We start from the raw sequence: 17,056 nt of genomic DNA, 5'->3' as shown, positions 1-17,056 counted from the left end.
TCGAGGTCTTTCGTCACACATCGACATCGATACCCTCCGCCACGTCAAAACTTGAGCCCCTCGCAGCGCGACCGGGTTAGGAATCACTCGTCTAGCCGCGGGGTCAACGCTTCACAGATCGCTGATCTGGTTCGCGCCAAAGTACCGATGTTGGACCCCATCGAGCCAGTGCGGCGCCTGATCATCGCGACCACCGGGGCATTCACCGACGACGCTGTGCGTTGGGTCGAGATCCATAACAATGCCGCGACCCGACCGATGATCATCCTGTGGTCGTCGAGCGAGCTCGAACGGATGTTGAGGCGATGGCCCACCGTAGCTGCCGAGTTCGGGCTTCTCGGCACGCATTGACCCTTGCCTTGGACACCTGATGACCCACGGGTGGCGGCGGTGCACATGCGCGACCGCACCTGCGCGGACGAAGGGAAAGCCAACTGTGCGACCTGATCTGAGGCCGTGGAAGCCACTCGTGCTCAGAATCGCGGTGACCTAGGAGGGGTCCGCCACGACGCACGATGCGCTGGCCGGTCCCGATCCCGGTGCCGCAGAACATCAGTACTGGCTGTGAGGGCTGGGTAGCGTGCTCGGGTGGGCTATGGGCTGAGCAGGTTGCTACGCAACGAAAACGATTGGACCGACCTGGTCACCTACCTCTCCGAGCGTGACCCGGATCCGTTGCGGTCGCTTCTGGGTGTGGCTGGCGGTGTACTCGGTGTGCGCCGCGAGGTGCGGTTGCTGGGACAGGGGAGCGCGGACATGGTGGTCGACCTGTCGGGAAATCCTTGCGCGATACTGGAATTCAAAGTTGGGGCGGGTGTACACGGCAACCAGTTCGACGTCTATGACCAGTGGGCGGACCAGAGTGGAATACCCCTGGCGCGTCGGTTCCTGGTCGGACCGAACAACGATCCGATCGCGGGTGAGCCGAGCAACTGGAGCCGAGCTCATTCGGTAGCGGCGATGCTGAAGGCGTGGGCTGATGGGTCGACTGATGCCGTCGCCTCCGCTCTCGCTCGCGAGGCCTACGACTTGTTCTCCCGGCTAGACAGGGAGGCGGTCGGTCCGGCTGATGCGGTGACGGGCACGGTCAGTGACCTGCTGCGGGTTAGACGACTGCATGTGCTGTCGGCTGAGGTCGCGGTCGCGACCGGGATGGAGTTCGGTCAGGAGAGGTCGACCGGGGGAGCCAATTTCATGGCATGGCGGGCGTTCGCTAACGGCTATCTGTACGTCGAGTTGCAGCGTCCGCGTCGTGGACGCGTCGATGTTCCCTTCGAGTTGAGGTTCATGCTCGGTGACGCGACCGGCGATCGAGAAGGGTCGATGCTGCTAGCGCACGCGCATCGGGATTGGTTGGATCAGCGAGCATTCATGGCGTTCGCAGGTCCCGCCGTGGCGAGGTTGCTGGCTGATCCATCCAGTGACGGGTTCAAGCGCGGTGCCAAGATCCATGGCCTAGCAGGATACTTCGGCTATCGAGGGACAGGTCAGGGGGCGCGATCATTGTTGTGTGTCGATGTCGACCTCGATGACATGGCCGCCGTGGTCGACGCCGCGCTGCGCTATGCCGCGACTCTGTGAGAGGCAGATTCACGACGCGCGCCGTGCCCCGCGGGCTCGACAGAGCGATAACAACAACCGGTACCAGGTTGGTGCCCGACGGGCGGGTGTACAGCGGATCCGGTCGGTGGATGCCGGAATCTGGCTCCATAGGCTCTCAAGCAGCTCTGCCCTCGGGTCATGTCAGTGGAAACACTCACCCAACTGCTGCGCGGCGCAGGGCCTTGCTGAGGCATGGCCGTCTCGGCCCCTGGCGACCGTTGGGGGACTGATAGGACAGTCTCGATGCCTGACCTTGACGAGGATTGTGACTGTCCTGGGCTGCAACGGGATCGACACTCGGTGCATATATCACGTGCTTGAATCATTGCCACCCACAACAGGTGTGGCTGCAGGGTGGGTCAAATCGGGGCTCCAACAACTACGTTGGAGCTTGAGCTTCCGGCCGCGCTCCGGATGTACCCGATGTGCTCAGACAGCCGTGGGTTCGGCTCCCAGCGTTCAGCTCACCGGTCGACTGCGACACCCCGATGGTCGCCAGAAAAATGACAAAATGATGAGACAGATTGATGACAGAACGGTGAGACAGTCCATAAAACGGGAGGTCACGCCCCGCATCGGATGTCAACTACAACGAGAATTTAAAAGCACAGCAGCAGCCGAACGTGACGAGCCGGTCCAGTGTGCCTGGTGGTTGCATCAGCGCCGACGGCATGCTCAGCGCCAGCTGTCACGTGCCGCCGCGGCATCACTGGAGATGAACACGATCGGCCTTCGCGGCGCTGTGGTTGGTCTGCCCCGGAGGCTCGGAACGACGAGAACTGGGCCGAGGCCGAACCAGAGGTTGCTGCTGCGTGCTCGAGTCTCGTCGCGCTCGGCGTTCCGGCGGTCGAAGCGCGCGAGATTGCCTGTGCCGCAGCCGAACTGCAGCGAATCGAGTGACTGATCACGCCGCCGAATGCGGCCGGGAAAGCAGCGCGGGGCTGGCGGGTCCACGGCAATCATCACGGAATCGCCGGTGACCGTGGTGGTGGAGCTACGATCGTGCTGTCGGGGCCGATTCTCACGGCAAGAGGTGAGCGGGCCATGGTCGAGCGTGACATCGAAGGCACCCGGCGCGACCTGCGCATCGGTGTGAGCGCAGAACTTGCCGCCGCGGGATTCGACGATGCGACGGAAATCGGGCGCGGCGGTTTCGGTGTCGTTTACCGCTGTATGGATCACTCGCTCGCTCGGCTGGTGGCAGTCAAGGTTCTCGACGCGTCCTCCGGCAGCGACGAGTGGAAGCGATTTCTCAGGGAGCAGCGCGCGCTGGGGCGGTTCGCGGGTCATCCGCACATCGTTCAGGTGCTGTCGGCCGACGTCACCGTATCCGGCCGGCCTTACCTGGTCATGCCATTCTTCTCGCGCGGGTCGTTGCAGGCGCGGCTGCAGGCGTCGGGACCGCTGCCATGGCAAGAAGTGTTGTCGATCGGCATCAAGATCGCTGGCGCATTGGCGGCCGCGCACGCGCACGGCATGGTGCATCGGGACGTGAATCCGGCGAACATTCTGCTGTCGGACTATGGCGAGCCGCAGCTGAGCGATTTCGGGATCGCCCGCATCGGTGGCGCGTTCGAAACAGCGGACGGGCTGGTGGCAGGAACCCCGGCGTACACCGCGCCCGAGGTGTTCCGTGGCGAGGAGCCCACGGCGGCCGCGGACCTGTACAGCCTGGGCGCCACGATGTTCTGTTTGCTGACCGGGCACGCGGCCTTCCAACGGCGCGAGGGCGAATCCTTGGTCGCGCAGTTCGTGCGGATCACCTCGGAGCCGGTGCCCGATCTGCGTACAAACGGTGTGTCCGCCCCACTGTGCGCGATGCTCGAATCGGCTATGGCGCAGGAAATCACGGAGCGACCTGCCTCGGTCCGCGAGTTCGGCGATCGATTGCGAAACATCCAGTTCTCGTCCGGGCTGGCCGTGGATTCCATGGCGCTGCCGACCAAAGGTGGTGAGGCACAAAGAGTCGAGGCGGTCGTACCGGCGCGTGCAGTGGAAGCCCCGGGTGCGCTGTCCGGCGCGGTGCCGACGCCTTCGACCCGCTACCGACCGCCGAGCTCGTCGCGCCGACCACTCCAGCGCGAGCGATTGCTCGCGCGGCTGCGGGAAGGAGATGTTCGGCGGCTCGTGTTGATTCACGGCCCGGTCGGATTCGGAAAGAGCACGTTGGCCGCCGAGTGGGCAAGAATGCTCGAGGCCGAGGGCATTCGGGTTGCTTGGCTCAGCGTGGACAACGATGACGACAACGTGGTGTGGTTCCTGTCCCATGTGGTCGAAGCGATTCGCTGCGCGCATCCCGGTGTCGCCGCCGAGCTGCACAACATGCTCGAAGAACATGCCAGCGATGCGGCGCGGTACGTGATGACGACGCTCATCGACGAACTCCATCGCAGCGGCGAGACAGTGGCTCTGGTGATCGACGACTGGCACCGGGTGACCGCGGCACCCACGGTCGCGGCCCTGGAATTCCTGCTCGACCGCGGCTGCCATCACCTCCGCCTGATTGTCACCAGTCGTAGCCGGACCGGCCTTCCCCTCGGTCGGATGCGAGTTCAGGATGAACTCATCGAGATCGACGAGTCCGACCTGCGTTTCGACGGTGCGGAGACGTCGGAATTCCTCGCGGACATGAACGGGTTGGAACTGGCCGCCACGGATGTCGAACGGCTGCGTGAATCGACCGAAGGCTGGGCTGCCGCATTGCAATTGGCGACGCTGTCCCTCCGCGGGCGAGATGATCCGGGAGCCTACATCGATCAGATCTCCGGGCGGCACTATGCCATCGGCGAGTATCTGATGGAAAACGTGCTCGATGCCCTCGAGCCTCGACTGCTCGAGTTCGTCATGCGGACCGCGGTGCCCGACCGGATCTGTGGTGAACTCGCCGAGGCGCTGACCGGGGTCGATTCCGGACAGGACATGCTCGAGCAGGTGCGGCAACGGGATCTGTTCCTGCGCAGCATCGATGACGATCTGCGGTGGTTCCGCTATCACGGGTTGTTCGCCGACTTTCTGCGCGCTCGCCTTGCACGCGGCCATCCCGGGCTACTGGAAGAGTTGCATTCGATCGCCTCGGATTGGTTCGGAGCCCACGACATGCTCACCGAGGCCGTCGACCACGCACTCGCCGCGGGTGCACCCGATCGCGCCACTGCGATAGTCGCGGATCATGCCGAACTGCTGATGGAACAGGGACGTATAGCGACGTTCATCGGGCTGGCGGCCAAGTTGCCCGGCTCGTACTCGGCATTGAACGCGCAGTTGCAGGTCCAGATCGCGTGGGCGAATGTCGCCCTCCAGCGGCCGGTTGCGGCATTGTCCGCGCTGGAACGGGGCGATATGGCCCTGGATGCCGCCTCGCCCGGTGATGAGCGATCGACAGAGACGAGGCACGAGCTGGACGTGGTGCGAACGGCCGTGGATCTCGTCCTCGACCGACCCGCAGCCGACGGGGCGCCCATATCGCCGCCCGGGCCGGTCCGGCCCTTCCTGGCGCACGGAATCGCGGTGGTCGCAATGGTTTCGGCGCTGTATCGCTTCGACTTCGACGACATTCACCGTTGGCACCGGTGGCTCGCACCGTATCGGGACCAGGCGCGCGGTCCTTTCGGAGTGATGTACTGCGATTGCATCGACGGGAGCGCCTCTTTCGAGCAACTCGACGTCCGCGCCGCGGAAGCCACCTTCCGGACGGCTCTTCGACTGGCGTTGGAAGTAGGAGAGCAGTCCCATGCCGCCCGGTTGGCCGGCACCCTGCTCGGCGAGTTGCTCTATGAGAAAGGGCAATTCATCGAGGCTGAAGCGCTGCTGACAGCCAGGCTGAGCCGCGAGGGGGGCACGGTCGAATTCCTGTCGGCCGCTTACGGAACCGGTGCGCGACTGGCTGCGGTGCGTGGCGACCTCGACACCTTGCACGAGCGACTCGACGAAGGATCGAAGATCGCGGCCAATCTGTCGTTGCCGCGCTTGGCCGCACGGATCCGCAACGAGCGCATCCGTTGCGGACTGACGATCACCGACGATGAGCGTCGCGATCTCGAGGAACTCGAACCCTTGACCGCCTGCCCTGATGCGCCGTCCGCGATAACCGCGGAAATCAACCACGACTCCGCCATCCGGCTCCTGCTCGCCGCCGGCACCCGGTCGGCGACGGAGCAGGCCACTCAACTCGCTGAATCCATGGTCCGCGCCATCGCAAAACAGAATCGGCCCCGTGCCTTGCTCAACGCCGAGCTTCTCTACGCATGCTGCCTATCGGCGAGCGGCCACACAGCGCGGGCGGCCGACCGATCGACCTCGGCGCTGACGCGCTGCGCGGAACTCGGGCTGGTCCGGCCCGTCGTCGATGCCGGCGTGTGCATGCAAACCGTGGTCGAAACCCTTTCCGGCGCAAAGGCATCCGTGCCCCAGCCGCTTCAGGCGTTTCTGAGGCAAGTGCTGGCGGAGTTCGAGCACTGAACGCGGACCCAGCACAGCCGGGTGACTCATCCACTACCTCACTGTCCGAAAGCTTTCCGGCCCCTCAAAGGATTACGAGCCGTCAGCTGTCCTTGGTGAGGGGCCGCGTGTTGTAAAAGCCCTCACACGCCAGAGTTTGTCATCACGAACGGTCCAGTGTTCTACGAGCCGGAGGTCCTCGCCGCCCACACAACGTGCCGCCGGCAGGGCGACAACTTCATCACCATCGGCCGAAATGCCATCTACGTGCATGCTGGCGAAATCGAGGGCTGCCGCCAGCTTGGGCAGCACGTCGGTGGGAAACGCATCCGGTCCACGATGCACGCCGCCCACGGTGTCCGTGGCTACACCGGCGGGGTAGATGGAATGTTCGTGTGTCCATCGACTGTGGCTGTGTTGGGCGTGACAATTGGATTTCATGGTGAGTGCGTTCCGGTCGGGAGTCGGTGCGGGCGGAGACGGTTTACGGCTCGCGAGGCGGTGGGATTGTCGTTCGGTCGGTTGTGCGGCCGGGCGGCGGGTCGGGGGAGTCCGGCGCATGCGGCGCCGATCGGTATTTCGGGCGGTGGAGACAGACATTTTCGCGTGTGCAGACGATGTGGATTTGGTTCACACGGAAGGGGTTCACGATGCCAATTACTGTTTACGGCGCCGCGACCACGGCGGCCGAGATCGTCGCCGATGCTGATCTTCATGGTCGGCGTGTCGTCGTCACTGGCGCGAGCTCGGGGATCGGTACCGAGACCGCTCGTGCGCTGGCCTCCGCGGGTGCGGAGGTGACCCTGGCGGTGCGGAATGTAGAGGCCGGTAGGAAAGTTGCGGACGAGATCGGCGAGAAGGTGCCGGGCGGGGCGGGTGGGATACGCGTGGCCCGGTTGGATCTGGCCGATCCTGGGTCGGTGAACGATTTCGCGCGTGCCTGGGATGGACCGTTGCACGTGTTGGTCAACAATGCCGGTGTGATGGCTCTGCCTCAACTCACCCGCACCGTTGCTGGGTATGAAATGCAATTCGCTACCAATCATCTCGGACATTTCGTATTGACGACTCGCTTGTACCGGTCGCTGGCAGCCGCGGGCGGTGCCCGGGTGGTGTGCGTGTCCTCGATCGGGCATCTGTTCTCGCCGGTGGTCTTCGACGATCTGCATTACCGATTCCGCCCGTATGACCGGTGGACGTCGTACGGTCAGTCGAAGTCGGCCAATATTCTGTTCGCTGTCGGTGCTGCACGGCGTTGGGCCGGTGACGGTGTCACGGTCAATGCGTTGATGCCTGGCAATATCGCCAGTACCGCGTTGGCGCGACATATGAGTCCCGGCGATCTCGAGGCTTTCGGGGAGCAGACCGATCTGTCGTTGCCGCCGGTGAAGACGGTCGAGCAGGGTGCCGCGACGTCGGTGCTGCTCGCCGCCAGCCCTCGGGTGGAGGGTGTTACGGGTCGCTACTACGAGGACTGTGCTCCGGCTCCGGAGGTCAGCGAGCGGGCCGGCCACACAGGTGGGGTCGCGCCCTATGCGCTCGATCCGGACAATGCCGAGCGTCTCTGGCGGGTCTCGGAGGAACTGACCCGATGATTTCGAGGTTGATCCGAATCCGATCTCCTGGAGGCGATCACGAGCTGCCCGTGCCCTCGCGCACGGGCTGTGTTGTCGGCTGGGCGTAATACCGAAGGTGGGTGGGCTACACCAGCCGGTTGTGTACTTCCAGTGCCAGGGAAGGCTCGATGACGTCGCGAGGAGCAGCAATGACCGCATCAGCGAAGGCCGCAAGCGACCTCGGCAGATTCGGGGTTTTCACATTGTGCGGCGTCATCTCGGGCGGATCGAGGAGGCTTCCTCGCTCCAGATGTGGAAGGTCTTGCCGGTGGGAAAGGCCGCGCGCTGGCGGCGGGTTCGCAGGTTCGAGGCGCCGCCGCCGGCGGCTTCTTCGGCCAGGGTTCAGGCCGAACCGGGCGAGCGGTCCAGTTGGGCGGCGAAGATCGCGCGGTTGAAGTAGGCGCGGGCCTCGCGGATGAGCCTGTTCTCGTCGAGGTCGTAGACATTGATACCGGACCAGTTCACCGGTGTGCCGGTGTCGGTGACGGCCGCGCCGGTCCAGGACACGGCGACGGAGTTGCCGACGGTGTGGGCTTCGCGTGGGGTGAGGCCGAGAAACGGGTTGAAATTCGGCAGCACCGAGGCGATGAACTCGCGAATGGCGGCGCGGCCGACGATCGGTGGCTCCCCGACCGGATCGTGGAAGACGCCGTCGACGGCGAATGCTTCCGCCCAGGCGTCGGCGTCGCCGGATCGGGAGGCGGTGAAGAACTGCATCACGGCGGCAGGCATGGCGGGCATAGTCATGAGTGTGATCTCCTTCGAGTGATCGGTATTGGGGGGAAGCTCAGGAAAGGTGCTGACGCTCAAGCGGATACCGAGCTCCGGTCGTAGCGGCGCGCGAAAGGCAGCCCCATCAGCCCAGCGAGGGCGAGCACCGCCTGCAGACCGCAGACACCCAGCCATCCGAACCCGGCGTAGCAGGCTCCCGCCAGCGCCGCACAGACCGCGCCGCTGAGAAAGACCGCGACCATGTAGACGGTGTTCGCGCGGCTGCGGGCGTCGGGCAGGTAGGCGAAAATGCGGGCCTGGTTGGCGATCTGGCTCCACTGCACCGCGATATTGACCGCGATGATCGCTACGATCATGAACCCCAGCGCAGACCGGCCGAGCGCGTAGGCCCCCGCTGAGAGCAGTGTCAGCACCAACGCGGCGGTGATGATCGGCAGTGCGCCGCGCCGGTCGATGAACCGCCCGGCCCAGGGCGCGGCGAACGCGCCCGCCAGCCCCAGCACACCGAACAGACCTGCGGTCGCCGTGCTGAAGTGATACGGCTCGTGAGTCAGCACCAGCACCAGCGAGGTCCAGGTGGCGTTGTAGCCTCCGAACAGGGCCGCGTGCAGCAGGCACGACTGCCGCAACGCCGGTTCGCTGCGCAGCAGCCGCGGCAGCGAAGTCAACAACCGCCCGTATCCGATCGCATTCATGCGGGCAGGTTCTCGCGGCACCAGGGCCACGGTCAGCAGCCCGGTCGCCGCGGTCAGCCCGGCCGCGAGCACGTAGACCGCGCGCCAGCCGAACAGCTCGCCGACAGCACCGCCGATCACTCGTGAGCCGATGATCCCGGTCATCAACCCGATCTGCACTCCGGCCACAACCGAGGCTCGCCGCTGCGGCGGGGCCAGTTCGGCAGCCAGGGGCACCAGCACCTGCGGGACCACGGTGAACCCGCCCACCAGTGCCGCGGCCGCCGCCACCATCGACAAGCTCGGGGCGAGCGCACCCAGCAGTAGTGCGAGCACCGACGCGGTCAGCATCACCGTCAGCAGCGGCCGGCGACGCCGTACGTCCCCCAACGGCACCAGGAACAGAATTCCTGCCGCGTACCCGAACTGTGCACACGTCACCACCAGCCCGGCCGACGACGGCGCGACACCGAGCCCGTGGGCGAATAACGTCAGCAACGGCTGCGCCAGATACACATTCGCCACGGTCACACCGCTGCAGATCGCCATCACCGCGAACAGCGGTCCCCGCACCGGCAACCCGGTGTCGGCGGATGGCTGGGAACGTTGCTGCTCTTCAATCGTGGACATCACTATCTCCAGATCCGATCGAACTAGTTGGTTCGAATGCTAGAAGTTGGCGACGGACCCTGTCAAACGAACCGGTTCGTTAAAATTCGGACGTGGCATACGATTCAGCGGCAACCAGGGAACGCATCCTCACCGCAGCGGCGGCCGAGTTCGCCGCCCACGGCGTCGCCGGCGCTCGCGTGGACCGCATCGCAGCATCCGCCAAGGCCAACAAGCGAGCCATCTACGACTACTTCGGCGACAAGAAGGCACTGTTCGCTGCCGTGCTGGAACGGTTGATGACCGACCTGGCGGAAGCCGTGCCACCCGGCGACGACGCAAACCTCGGGACCTACGCCGGTGCCCTGTTCGACTATCACCGCGCCCACCCCGCAGCCTTGCGACTGCTGTTGTGGGAAGCGCTCGAAATGGGCGACGAGCCGGTTCCCGACGAAGAGACGCGCACTCAGCACTACCTCGACAAGATCAGCGCCGCCCGAACCACGATGACGTCCGGCGACAACGATCCGCAGGCCCTATTGTTCTTCACCCTCGGCCTCGTCGGATGGAGCTTGGCCATGCCGCAGCTACGACGGATGATCCTCGGGCCCGACTACACACTTGACCGGCTCGGCGCAGCCATTTCCTCAGCGGTCCGAACACTCGCCGACACGCCGCCTGAGTCCGCCGAATAGCCCACGCTCACCCGCTGATGGGGCAACGGCTACAACTGCTGGGGAAATCTGCTCTCCACCAATGCGTTAGACCTCGTGTCCGCGAGCGGGGGGATTCTCTTGTCCCCAAACAAGTGCCTCGGGCAGCCAGCGCCGGGCCGGACGCCGCGGCCGCCTCGATCACGCCCGTTTTTCGTCTGGCACACCGCAGAGGACACTTACGTGCCGCCCGAGCACATCTACGATTGGCTTCTGCGTTGGCGGCGAACGACGTACCCCATGCGGTGCACGTGTTCCCGCATGGCCCCCATGGCCTCGGCCTGGCGCGCGGTGCCGGTGACGCCGCGATCTGGACCACGTTGGCCCATCACTGGATCGATGAACAAGTGAGAGCCTGAAGGCGATCTCCGACGGCAGCCTTCGCGACCGAGTTCGTATCTATCACAACGGGCATGGGCACGAATTCGACTGTACCCAAGTCAATTTCGGGTATCCAATGCCATGACTGCAGGGCCGGATCCGAGCGGGTGGCCACCATTCGTGCGCCGGAAAATCACCCGACTCCGATCCACAACGCCAGCAGCGGAATGGATTCCAGCGCATCGCGGAAGCAGCCTCATTGGCGTCTGTCAACGCGACCAGAAGCAAACCGGGCCGCGGTTCGTCGGCGAGCTATATGGCAGCGGTGATTGGCAGTTCGCATACATGCTCTCTCCGCCTTGAGCTTTCGTGGAACGCGTGTGGCACTTGCTCGGTTCGCGGCGCCGAAGAAGCGCCGACTCGATGAGAATTCGACGCCGCCAATTCTGATAGGAGTCGACGACGGCATTGCGATCGGAGGCACCGCCCGCGCCAGGGCGCAGATCCGCGGCCAGCAGCGCAGCGCTGGCTCCAACTGAGTAATGCGACAACAAATAGATAACGATTGGCAACTCCAACTGGATGCTGGCCCGGTGTATTCGGACGCCGGGGCTTGCCGCGCAACACCTCGCACAGCCACGGATTTGCCAGGTGCACATGGAATTCGGCGAGTTTTGCCAGTCCGGGCGGTGCCCGCCGCTTAAGCTGTCTGCGCGGTGCGATGAATACTCGAGGTCGAGAAGCGCTGAGTCCAGGAGGTGCGAAATGTCGCAAGCCGGTCTTTGGTCCCGATCACGTTCAATACTAATTGCGAGCATGTTGCCTGTTGCCGTCATCCTCGGAACCGGTGTGGTCAGCGCATCCCCGGGTGAAGCCGCGCCGGTGTTTGCCGGATCGCCGACGACGGCGGACTGGCTATCGCTGAGCCAACACGAGCAGGGGTCAGGTCCTTTCGCGGTGCCGACCGACCTCGCTCTACTCGACCAATCGCCGGTCGGGATAGCACCGCCGGTCGACACGCGCCGCGACGATCGAGCCGTCGGCCCGGCGAATCCGCTCGCCGCCGACAGTTGGACCGGAGTCGAGAAGGCGGACGCGCCGGACTTGCTGCCGCCGACCGTGGATCAGCAGCCGATCCAGGATTTCTGCGCGAGCATCCCGGGAGATCCCCGTAGATGCACCGTCACCGTCACCGACACGGGCGTCGGTGCGGCAATCGGTGCAGGCATCGCCGTGGCAGCGGTCTCGCCCGCCGTGATCGCTTCCGGAATAGTCGGCGCCGTCGCCGGGTTCGTCTCGGGCATCCCGTTCCTGCCGGCCGGTTTGGTTGTCCTCCCGGTCGTCGGCGCGGCCATCGGCGTCGGCTTCGTCGCCGGACCTGCCGCCCTGGTCGGTGGGGCGGTCGGGGCATTGGTCGGGGCGATAGTGGGTCTCGCCACGCCCCTCCCGGACGGCCAAACCGTGCCGCAAACGGACAACCAAACCGATGGATCCCACGCGCCCGTCACCTCGCCGTGACAAACGCGGTCATCCATCCAGTCGCAGATTGAGAATCCGGGCGATCTGAGCAACCGCGCCCGGTTCGGTCATGGCGAGATGGGTCGCATCGATGTCGAAAGTCGAAATCTGCCCACGAACCACGGGCACCCATCCCTCGTGACCCGCAGCATCGGATCGCCTTTCACGTGTCGCGGTGAAATAGAGCATGTCGCTGTCCAATACCGCGGGCCGCCACACACTGGCCGCCCGGATCGCCAGGTTGTAGGCGTCGGTCAGTCGCTCGATCCTTGCGGCGACCACGACGGCCGGATCGTCGGCGACGGCTTCCAGTACCCGCACCAGGCGTCGGACGGTTCCCGCTGCGGTCGTCTCGTCGAACAGATCTCGCGCATCGCTCATGATTCCCGAGATGCCTTGCCGTGTTCGGTGGCCCAGGCGCAGATGGCGGCCAAGGGTGTTTCGAGGGATTTGCCGAGCTCGGTGAGCGAGTACTCGATGTGCTGTGGAGCGGTCTCCTTGTAGACGTGGCGTTCGACCAGGCCGTCGCATTCCATGCCGCGCAGGGTTTCGGTGAGGACCTTCTGAGTGATGCCGGGCAGGCGCCGGCGCAGCGCGGCGGGGCGTTGCGGGCCGTCCAGTAGTGCGTAGATGAGCAGGATGCGCCATTTCGCGGCGAGGCGTTCGAGGGCCTGCCGGGTCGTGCAGGATTCCTCGAGCACGTCCGGGATGACCGCTGCCATGTCGCCTCCATTCGGAAGGGCACCGCGAAGTGCCTTCTACCGGCGGCCGGGGTCCGCGCCTACCGTCTGTTTCACCGTAATGCGAAGAATTCGAGGACGAGGGCACGAGATGACAGTCAGCACAGTTCCGTTCACGGTCACCCGGGACGGGGATCGGCTGGTGGGCACGCTGTATCTGCCGGAGGGGACGCCGACGGGGGTCGTGGTCACGACCGGGCCGTTGACCTCCGTCAAGGAGCAGGCGGCGGGCGTGTATGCGGAGGCGCTGGCGCGGCGCGGGTTCGCGGCGCTGGCCTTCGATCATCGCACGTTCGGTGAGAGCGAGGGTGTGCCACGGCAATTGGAGGATCCGCTGGGCAAGGCCGCCGATATCGCGGTTGCGGTGTCGGCGTTGCAGGACGATGAGCGGTTCGCGGGCAAAACCGTGGTGGCACTGGGTGTGTGCGCCGGAGGCGGGTACATGGCGCGGGCCGTCGCCGATGATCCGCGCATCCGGGCATTCACTGGCGTCGCCGGGGTCTACCCGGATGCGGCCGCCAATCCGGCGGATCCGGCGGTGGTCGAGCGGGGACGCCGGGCGCGGGAACGCCGGCTGGCCGCCGGTGAGGTCGAGACCATCCCGGCCGTGGCGGCCGACAACGGGGATGTCGCCATGCCGCTGCGGGAGGCGTTCGAGTACTACGGCACCCCGCGCGGTGCGGTCCCCAACTATACGAATGGTTTCGCGGTCGAATCCTTCGAGCACACAGCCGGTTTCGACGCCCAGGAGGCCGCCGCGCGACTGACGGTTCCCTTCCTGCTCGTGCATTCCGAGAACGCGTTGGTCCCGCCCTGGGCCCGCAAGTTCTATGCTGCGGTGGCATCCCCGAAATCGGAGCTGTGGCTGAGCTCGGTCGGCCAGATCGACTTCTACGACGATCCCCGCCTGATCGAGCCCGCCGCCGACGCGGCCGCCGCGCTGTTCCGCGACGTCTGCCGAGTCCCATGAGGTGAGCCGGATGTCGTCGGTGGTTCGGACGATCCCCGACGCGCCCGATGTGCACGGCGTGCTCGTCGTCCCCGGGAAGCATCGCGTGTATGCCACCGTGACGGGCCGTGATCAGGGTGTGGCACTGGCCGAGGACAGCGGGGCGGTGGCCCAGAATCTCGGCATCGTGGTGCTCCCGGCCCCGGAGACCCCGCACCCCGGCCTCACGCGTGTCCCCCTGACCGGGGAGCGGGAGCGGAGCATCGGCCTGGTCTCGGGCAATCACCGCCCGACGCCCGCGGTGGCGCGCCTGCGCGATCATGTTGCGGCGCATGCCATGTCGCATCTCGAGCACGCGCGTGAGGCCGTGGTCAGGAGCCGTTGGGAATCGGATTTCCCGGGTTGACGTCGAGCACCTTGCCGGGATTCAGCAGCCCCAGCGGGTCGAGCGCCCGCTTCACCGCCGCCATCAGATCCACCGCGGCCCCGTGCTCTTCCCGTAGATACTTCTTCTTGGCCAGCCCGATCCCGTGCTCACCGGTGGCGGTGCCGCCGACCTCGAGCGCATGCCGCACCACCCGATCCGAGAACTGCTGCGCCGCCTCGTATTCGTCTTCGGTGTAGGGAACGATGGTGTGGACGTTCCCGTCCCCGATATGCCCCGCGACGGTGATGTTCAGCCCGAGTTCGGCCCCCAGCCGGGTGGCGCTGTCCACGGCCCCCGCGATCCGCGAATAGGGCACCGCGGTATCGGTGATCATGAACCGGCAGCCGGGATTACTCGCCTTGACCGCGAAGTACAGATTGTGCCGATCCTCCCAGAGCACGTGCCGATCCCCGTGCGTGCGTGCGGTCGCTATCTCGATCGCATCGTGCCCGGCGGCGATCCGCCCGATCTCCTGCTCATTGGCGGCGACCGCCGCGGACGACCCGGATTCGATATCGATGAACAGGGCAGGTGCCTCGGAGTACGCGGTACCGCGGAACGTGTTGATGGCGGCCATGCTCGGCGCGTCCACCAGTTCCAGCCGGCTCACCGGCAGCGCCGCGCCCAGCATCTCGACCGCGGTGTCCACGGCATCGGCCACCGTCGGGAACGAAATGCGCAGCGAGTGAATCCATTCCGGAATCGGATGCAGCTTGACGGTCAGCTCGGTGATGATCCCGAGCGTGCCCGCCGACCCGATGAGCAGGTCCTTCAGGTCGTATCCGCTCGAGGATTTACGCACCGCGCGCCCGAGCCGGGTGACGGTGCCGTCGGCGAACACCGCCTGCAGCGCGAGCACATTGGCCCGCATGCCGCCGTAGCGGACGGTGGTGGTGCCGCTCGCGTTGGTGGCCGCCATCCCGCCCAGTGACGCGTCCGCACCGGGATCCACCGTGAACTGCAGCCCGAATTCGGCGGCCGCCGCATTGAGCCGGGTCCGGCTGACGCCGGGCTGCACGGTGGCGGTGAAGTCGCCGGGGGAGATGTCGAGAATCTTGTCGGCCTGGGTGAAATCCAGGACCAGCTCGTCACCCCGGGCCAGGAGATGCCCTTCCAGGCTGGTCCCGGCCCCGCGCGCGATCAACGGCGTGCGCTGCTCGCGGGCCCAGTCGACCACGGTCACCACATCCTCGGCGGTGACCGGATAGACCACGCCGCGGGGACGCTGCCCCGCCCGGCCGGTCTCGTCGACCGTGAATTGGTCGAGGACCACCGGACGAGTGTCTATCTCGAGCATGTGGTCCTCCGCAGCGGCGAGTGGCTACTCCTGGTACGTCATGAGAATACGGCGGATCGATGGGGTGACCGGCAGTTCACCACTGAGCGGGACCCACCGGTATTCGGCGTAGTTGGTGACCCGCACCGGCCCCGCACTCTCCACGGCGGCAGCGAAATGCTCTCTGCGGACCGGCTTTCCGGCACTGGAGAGGTAGTCGAAGCTGCCGAGGTGGCGCACGACATCGACCACCGCGAGCCCGGTCTCCTCCCGCACCGCCCGTACCACGGCGCCGGCCAGCGACTCGCCGGGGCGGACCACCGTCCCGGGCAGGTGTAGCGGACTGCGTCCTTCGACGTGCTCCTCGTGCTCGAGCATCAGTACCGCGTCATTGTGTTCGACAACCACTCCCACCCGTAGCGCAACCCCGTCGGCGGCTGCCCGCTCCCGGAGTTCTTCCAGCACTGTCTCGCCGATGGATTGCCTGGGCGAAACCTCGAAATCCCACACTGCACACCACATCCCGTATCACCGGACACCGTCGACCGATACCGACAACGCTACCGGCGGAGAAGCGGTCGGCGGCAGAGACATTCGCAAGATTAGACGCATCTCCGCTCGGCGGATCGGAGCTCCGGAAACTTTCTGGTACCGATCGAATCGTTCCGCCGGTCCGATGGAAAGCTGAGGGTGTGCCCGCCTACGAGAGGAGTCACCGATGAGGGTATTCCAGATCGGAGCGGCCGGTGGCATTGGACGCCGCCTGTCGACGTTGTTGACCGCGCGCGGTGACGAGGTCACCGGCATGCACCGCAGTCCGGACCAGGCGGCGGCGATCGCCGCGACCGGCGCGACCCCGGTGGCCGGCGACCTGATCGCCGATTCGGTGGACGAACTCGCCGCCAAATTCCACGGCCACGACGCCATCGTCTTCTCCGCGGGCGCGCACGGCACCGGGATGGACCAGACCTCGCTGATCGATGGCAGGGGACTGGAAAAGTCGGCCGATGCTGCCCGATTTGCCGCTGTCGCCCGTTTCGTTCTGGTGTCCGTGTTCCCGGACGCGGGTCGCGATCGTGAAACGACGCCCGGCTTCGAGCACTACATGCGTGTGAAGAAGATGGCCGACGCCTACCTCGTCGCGACCGACCTGGACTGGCTCATCGTGCGTCCTGGCACGCTGCGCAACGAACCCGGAAAAGGACTGGTCACGGCTGGACTGGCGATCGAATACGGGGACGTCCACCGCGACGATGTCGCCGCCTTCATCGACGTCGCCCTGCATCGCCCGGCCCTCAACCGCGTCATCATCGAACTGACCGACGGTCACACCCCCGTTGCCGACGCCGTCGAACTGGTCCTCGACCACGCCACCACGGCCAGGAAATAGCCGAAAGCCACATTTCACGACCGAAATTCGCGCCGTGATCCGATCCGGGTGC

General features: G+C 65.7%; 16 protein-coding genes and 1 pseudogene. 9 read left to right on the top strand and 8 right to left on the bottom strand.

What is annotated here, in order from left to right:
• Positions 1-147 precede the first annotated feature (147 nt).
• Both ABZ909_RS33180 and ABZ909_RS33175 read left to right on the top strand, forming a co-directional pair.
• A complete protein-coding gene (locus tag ABZ909_RS33180) occupies positions 148-351 on the top strand; it encodes a hypothetical protein (protein WP_357007608.1) in 204 nt (67 codons plus the stop codon).
• Positions 352-588: 237 nt separating this feature from the next.
• Positions 589-1,581: a hypothetical protein gene (locus ABZ909_RS33175; protein ID WP_357007606.1), complete on the top strand. Its 993-nt coding sequence runs from the start codon at positions 589-591 to the stop codon at positions 1,579-1,581.
• Between the two features lie 696 nt (positions 1,582-2,277).
• Here the strand turns inward: ABZ909_RS33175 and ABZ909_RS33170 are convergent.
• Positions 2,278-2,784: a hypothetical protein gene (locus tag ABZ909_RS33170; RefSeq protein WP_357007638.1), complete on the bottom strand. Its 507-nt coding sequence runs from the start codon at positions 2,782-2,784 to the stop codon at positions 2,278-2,280.
• On the opposite strand from ABZ909_RS33170, the gene ABZ909_RS33165 reads away from it, so the two are divergent.
• Both ABZ909_RS33165 and ABZ909_RS33160 read left to right on the top strand, forming a co-directional pair.
• Positions 2,695-6,060 carry a protein kinase gene (locus ABZ909_RS33165; protein ID WP_357007629.1) on the top strand — a complete coding sequence of 1,122 codons (3,366 nt, stop codon included), beginning with the start codon at positions 2,695-2,697 and terminating at the stop codon, positions 6,058-6,060. The two genes, ABZ909_RS33170 and ABZ909_RS33165, sit on opposite strands and share 90 nt — an antisense overlap.
• 596 nt (positions 6,061-6,656) lie before the next feature.
• On the top strand, positions 6,657-7,634 hold the full coding sequence (locus ABZ909_RS33160; protein WP_357007626.1) for an SDR family NAD(P)-dependent oxidoreductase: 978 nt from the start codon (positions 6,657-6,659) through the stop codon (positions 7,632-7,634).
• A 246-nt stretch (positions 7,635-7,880) separates the two neighbouring features.
• On the opposite strand, the pseudogene ABZ909_RS33155 reads toward ABZ909_RS33160, so the two are convergent.
• From ABZ909_RS33155 to ABZ909_RS33145, 3 genes and pseudogenes are all read right to left on the bottom strand, one after another.
• Positions 7,881-7,994, bottom strand: a pseudogene (locus ABZ909_RS33155) (ATP-binding protein); the annotation flags it as partial.
• Between the two features lie 3 nt (positions 7,995-7,997).
• Complete coding sequence (locus tag ABZ909_RS33150; protein ID WP_357007604.1) at positions 7,998-8,402, bottom strand: nuclear transport factor 2 family protein; 405 nt, start codon at positions 8,400-8,402, stop codon at positions 7,998-8,000.
• 59 nt (positions 8,403-8,461) lie between these two features.
• Positions 8,462-9,691 (bottom strand): MFS transporter, encoded by a 1,230-nt coding sequence (locus ABZ909_RS33145; protein ID WP_357007602.1) that lies wholly within the window; start codon positions 9,689-9,691, stop codon positions 8,462-8,464.
• 92 nt (positions 9,692-9,783) lie between these two features.
• On the opposite strand from ABZ909_RS33145, the gene ABZ909_RS33140 reads away from it, so the two are divergent.
• Complete coding sequence (locus ABZ909_RS33140; protein ID WP_357007599.1) at positions 9,784-10,365, top strand: TetR family transcriptional regulator; 582 nt, start codon at positions 9,784-9,786, stop codon at positions 10,363-10,365.
• A 1,104-nt stretch (positions 10,366-11,469) separates the two neighbouring features.
• Positions 11,470-12,222, top strand: a complete 753-nt coding sequence (locus ABZ909_RS33135) for a hypothetical protein (RefSeq protein ID WP_357007597.1) — start codon at positions 11,470-11,472, stop codon at positions 12,220-12,222.
• 9 nt (positions 12,223-12,231) lie between these two features.
• On the opposite strand, the gene ABZ909_RS33130 is transcribed toward ABZ909_RS33135, so the two are convergent.
• On the bottom strand, positions 12,232-12,603 hold the full coding sequence (locus tag ABZ909_RS33130; RefSeq protein WP_357007595.1) for a hypothetical protein: 372 nt from the start codon (positions 12,601-12,603) through the stop codon (positions 12,232-12,234).
• Complete coding sequence (locus ABZ909_RS33125) at positions 12,600-12,944, bottom strand: helix-turn-helix domain-containing protein (RefSeq protein ID WP_357007593.1); 345 nt, start codon at positions 12,942-12,944, stop codon at positions 12,600-12,602. The genes ABZ909_RS33130 and ABZ909_RS33125 overlap by 4 nt, the downstream gene beginning before the upstream one ends.
• A 109-nt stretch (positions 12,945-13,053) precedes the next feature.
• On the opposite strand from ABZ909_RS33125, the gene ABZ909_RS33120 reads away from it, so the two are divergent.
• Entirely contained in the window at positions 13,054-13,932 is an 879-nt protein-coding gene (locus ABZ909_RS33120) for an alpha/beta fold hydrolase (RefSeq protein WP_357007590.1), read from the top strand.
• Between the two features lie 10 nt (positions 13,933-13,942).
• Positions 13,943-14,317, top strand: coding sequence for a hypothetical protein (locus ABZ909_RS33115; protein WP_357007587.1), 375 nt, complete (start codon positions 13,943-13,945; stop codon positions 14,315-14,317).
• Here the strand turns inward: ABZ909_RS33115 and ABZ909_RS33110 are convergent.
• Together ABZ909_RS33110 and ABZ909_RS33105 are read right to left on the bottom strand one after the other, a co-directional pair.
• Positions 14,283-15,635: an FAD-binding oxidoreductase gene (locus ABZ909_RS33110; RefSeq protein ID WP_357007585.1), complete on the bottom strand. Its 1,353-nt coding sequence runs from the start codon at positions 15,633-15,635 to the stop codon at positions 14,283-14,285. The two genes, ABZ909_RS33115 and ABZ909_RS33110, sit on opposite strands and share 35 nt — an antisense overlap.
• A 24-nt stretch (positions 15,636-15,659) precedes the next feature.
• Positions 15,660-16,136, bottom strand: coding sequence for an NUDIX domain-containing protein (locus tag ABZ909_RS33105; protein WP_357007582.1), 477 nt, complete (start codon positions 16,134-16,136; stop codon positions 15,660-15,662).
• A gap of 196 nt (positions 16,137-16,332) precedes the next feature.
• Here ABZ909_RS33105 and ABZ909_RS33100 point away from each other — a divergent pair, with 196 nt between their 5' ends.
• Complete coding sequence (locus ABZ909_RS33100) at positions 16,333-17,004, top strand: NAD(P)H-binding protein (protein WP_357007579.1); 672 nt, start codon at positions 16,333-16,335, stop codon at positions 17,002-17,004.
• Positions 17,005-17,056: the final 52 nt, after the last annotated feature.

The sequence above is a fragment of the Nocardia sp. NPDC046763 genome (assembly GCF_040645495.1).
Classification (GTDB): Bacteria; Actinomycetota; Actinomycetes; order Mycobacteriales; family Mycobacteriaceae; genus Nocardia.
This window is presented reverse-complemented; position numbering and strand designations above follow the sequence as displayed.

Bases quoted from the DNA above. Each gene is read 5' to 3' on its own strand.
- ABZ909_RS33100 (WP_357007579.1), top strand. From the start codon at position 16,333: ATGAGGGTATTCCAGATCGGAGCGGCCGGTGGCATTGGACGCCGCCTG.
- ABZ909_RS33145 (WP_357007602.1), bottom strand. From the start codon at position 9,691: ATGTCCACGATTGAAGAGCAGCAACGTTCCCAGCCATCCGCCGACACC.
- ABZ909_RS33125 (WP_357007593.1), bottom strand. From the start codon at position 12,944: ATGGCAGCGGTCATCCCGGACGTGCTCGAGGAATCCTGCACGACCCGG.
- ABZ909_RS33180 (WP_357007608.1), top strand. From the start codon at position 148: ATGTTGGACCCCATCGAGCCAGTGCGGCGCCTGATCATCGCGACCACC.
- ABZ909_RS33120 (WP_357007590.1), top strand. From the start codon at position 13,054: ATGACAGTCAGCACAGTTCCGTTCACGGTCACCCGGGACGGGGATCGG.
- ABZ909_RS33105 (WP_357007582.1), bottom strand. From the start codon at position 16,136: ATGTGGTGTGCAGTGTGGGATTTCGAGGTTTCGCCCAGGCAATCCATC.
- ABZ909_RS33115 (WP_357007587.1), top strand. From the start codon at position 13,943: ATGTCGTCGGTGGTTCGGACGATCCCCGACGCGCCCGATGTGCACGGC.
- ABZ909_RS33130 (WP_357007595.1), bottom strand. From the start codon at position 12,603: ATGAGCGATGCGCGAGATCTGTTCGACGAGACGACCGCAGCGGGAACC.
- ABZ909_RS33160 (WP_357007626.1), top strand. From the start codon at position 6,657: ATGTGGATTTGGTTCACACGGAAGGGGTTCACGATGCCAATTACTGTT.
- ABZ909_RS33150 (WP_357007604.1), bottom strand. From the start codon at position 8,402: ATGACTATGCCCGCCATGCCTGCCGCCGTGATGCAGTTCTTCACCGCC.
- ABZ909_RS33110 (WP_357007585.1), bottom strand. From the start codon at position 15,635: ATGCTCGAGATAGACACTCGTCCGGTGGTCCTCGACCAATTCACGGTC.
- ABZ909_RS33135 (WP_357007597.1), top strand. From the start codon at position 11,470: ATGTCGCAAGCCGGTCTTTGGTCCCGATCACGTTCAATACTAATTGCG.